This window comes from Chitinophaga dinghuensis, from assembly GCF_003259435.1.
In the GTDB taxonomy this organism is placed as follows: domain Bacteria; phylum Bacteroidota; class Bacteroidia; order Chitinophagales; family Chitinophagaceae; genus Chitinophaga; species Chitinophaga dinghuensis.
In genome coordinates this window covers 1-2,916 of record NZ_QLMA01000019.1, presented here as the reverse complement: position 1 = coordinate 2,916, position 2,916 = coordinate 1, and the positions used below count along the sequence as shown (strand labels likewise).

The following is a 2,916-nucleotide window of genomic DNA, read 5'->3' as shown; positions in this document are numbered from 1 at the left end:
ATACTTAAATACAAATTATTTAAAGCGAATAAGGGCGCATGGTGGATGCCTAGGATCTAAGAGGCGACGAAGGACGTGGTAAGCTGCGATAAGCTACGGGGAGCTGCAAACGAGCATTACATCCGTAGATTTCCGAATGGGACAACCCGGTACACTGAAGGTGTATCACTCGAAAGAGAGCCAACGCAGGGAACTGAAACATCTAAGTACCTGCAGGAAAAGAAAATAATAATGATTCCCCCAGTAGTGGCGAGCGAACAGGGAAGAGCCCAAACCGGGTCGAAGCAATTCTACCCGGGGTTGTAGGACTACTTTTAGAAAGTCAGATCAAACTGAATCATCTGGAAAGATGAGCCGTAGCAGGTGATAGCCCTGTAGGTGCAAATTCTGACGGACGTGTAGTATCCTGAGTAGCGCGGGACCAGAGGAATCCTGTGTGAAACTGTCAGTACCATCTGATAAGGCTAAATACTCCTTAGATACCGATAGTGAACCAGTACCGTAAGGGAAAGGTGAAAAGTACTCCGAACAGGAGAGTGAAATAGTTCCTGAAACCGTGCGCTTACAAGCGGTCGGAGCTCGCAAGAGTGACGGCGTGCCTTTTGCATAATGAGCCTACGAGTTACTCCTTACTGGCGAGGTTAAGGTCTTCAGTACCGGAGCCGCAGCGAAAGCAAGTTCTAACAGAGCGCTTCAGTCAGTAGGGGTAGACGCGAAACTTTGTGATCTATCCATGGGCAGGATGAAGGTTAGGTAAAACTAACTGGAGGTCCGAACTCATTAGCGTTGAAAAGCTATGGGATGACCTGTGGATAGGGGTGAAAGGCCAATCAAACTGAGAGATAGCTCGTTCTCCCCGAAATGTTTTTAGGAACAGCCTCGGATATAGACGTGTTATAGAGGTAGAGCTACTAATTGGGCTAGGGGGCTTCACCGCCTACCAAACCCTAATAAACTCCGAATGCTATAACATAATCTCCGGGAGTGAGGCTGTGGGCGCTAAGGTCCATGGCCGAGAGGGAAATAACCCAGACTAACAGCTAAGGTCCCTAATCGTATGTTAAGTTAATCAAACGCGGTTCAAATCCTAAAACAGCCAGGATGTTGGCTTGGAAGCAGCCATTCATTTAAAGAGTGCGTAACAGCTCACTGGTCGAGGGTTTGGGCACGGAAAATAATCGGGTATCAAACATACAACCGAAGCTTTAGGCCTAGCAGTAATGCTAGACGGTAGGGGAGCATTCTAAACTGCATCGAAGGTGTGTCGCGAGACATGCTGGAGCGTTTAGAAAAGAAAATGTAGGCATAAGTAACGATAAATAAGATGAAAAATCTTATCGCCGTAAGACTAAGGGTTCCTGATCAACGCTAATCGGATCAGGGTTAGTCGGGTCCTTAGGCAAAGCCGAAAGGCGTAGCTGATGGCAAAATGGTGAATATTCCATTACCTGCTATGAATTCGATGGAGTAACGGAGTAGTGAAAGGACTGCGCACTTACGGAATAGTGCGTTAAAGGGTGTAGTTATAGGTTTTGTAGGTAAATCCGCAAGACTTGATGAACCTGATAGTACGGCAAAGCTTCGGCAGCGCTGATAATGTCCCTAATCAGACTTCCAAGAAAAACTTCTAAGGTTCGTTCATAGCAGCCCGTACCGTAAACCGACACAGGTAGTCGAGGAGAATATCCTAAGGCGCTCGAGTGATCCGTGGTAAAGGAACTAGGCAAATTGACGCTGTAACTTCGGGATAAGGCGTACCACAGCAATGTGGTCTCAGTAAAATGGTCCAACCAACTGTTTAACAAAAACACAGGGCCCTGCAAAATCGAAAGATGACGTATAGAGCCTGATACCTGCCCGGTGCTGGAAGGTTAAGGAAGGGTGTTCGGCGCAAGCCAAAGCTCCTGACTGAAGCCCCAGTAAACGGCGGCCGTAACTATAACGGTCCTAAGGTAGCGAAATTCCTTGTCGGGTAAGTTCCGACCTGCACGAATGGTCTAATGAGTTGGACACTGTCTCTACCACGAGCTCGGTGAAATTGTAGTATCGGTGAAGATGCCGGTTAATCGCAACGGGACGGAAAGACCCCGTGAACCTTCACTACAACTTAACATTGATTTTGAATGCCAGATGTGTAGGATAGTTGGGAGACTATGAAGCAGCTTCGCCAGGAGTTGTGGAGTCATCGTTGAAATACCAACCTTCTGTTATTTAGAGTCTAACCCGGCAACGGGGACATTGTTTGGTGGGTAGTTTGACTGGGGTGGTCGCCTCCTAAAAGGTAACGGAGGCTCGCAAAGGTACCCTCAGTACGGTTGGTAATCGTACGTAGAGCGCATTAGTATAAGGGTGCTTGACTGTGAGGCAAACAAGCCGAGCAGGTGCGAAAGCAGGCTAAAGTGATCCGGTGGTTCTGTATGGAAGGGCCATCGCTCAAAGGATAAAAGGTACTCCGGGGATAACAGGCTGATCTCACCCAAGAGCTCATATCGACGGTGAGGTTTGGCACCTCGATGTCGGTTCGTCACATCCTGGGGCTGGAGAAGGTCCCAAGGGTTCGGCTGTTCGCCGATTAAAGTGGCACGTGAACTGGGTTCAGAACGTCGCAAGACAGTTCGGTCCCTATCTGTTGTGATCGTTAGTAAATTGAGAGGACATGACCTTAGTACGAGAGGACCGGGTCGTACATACCGCTGGTGTATCTGTTGTGCCGCCAGGTGCAGTGCAGAGTAGCTATGTATGGATAGGATAAACGCTGAAAGCATCTAAGCGTGAAACCTGCTTCAAGATGAGTTTACTTTTAAGGGCCGTCGGAGACTACGACGTTGATAGGTTACAGGTGTACAGATGGTAACATCACAGCCGAGTAATACTAATTGCCCGTAAGCTTTAACTTTATTATTACTTCGTTGTCCA

1 rRNA gene is annotated in these 2,916 nt (G+C 47.9%); it reads left to right on the top strand.

The features are described 5' to 3' along the window. The first annotated feature begins 18 nt into the window (after window positions 1-18). Window positions 19-2,896, top strand: a 23S ribosomal RNA gene (locus tag CLV59_RS28710). Window positions 2,897-2,916: the final 20 nt, after the last annotated feature.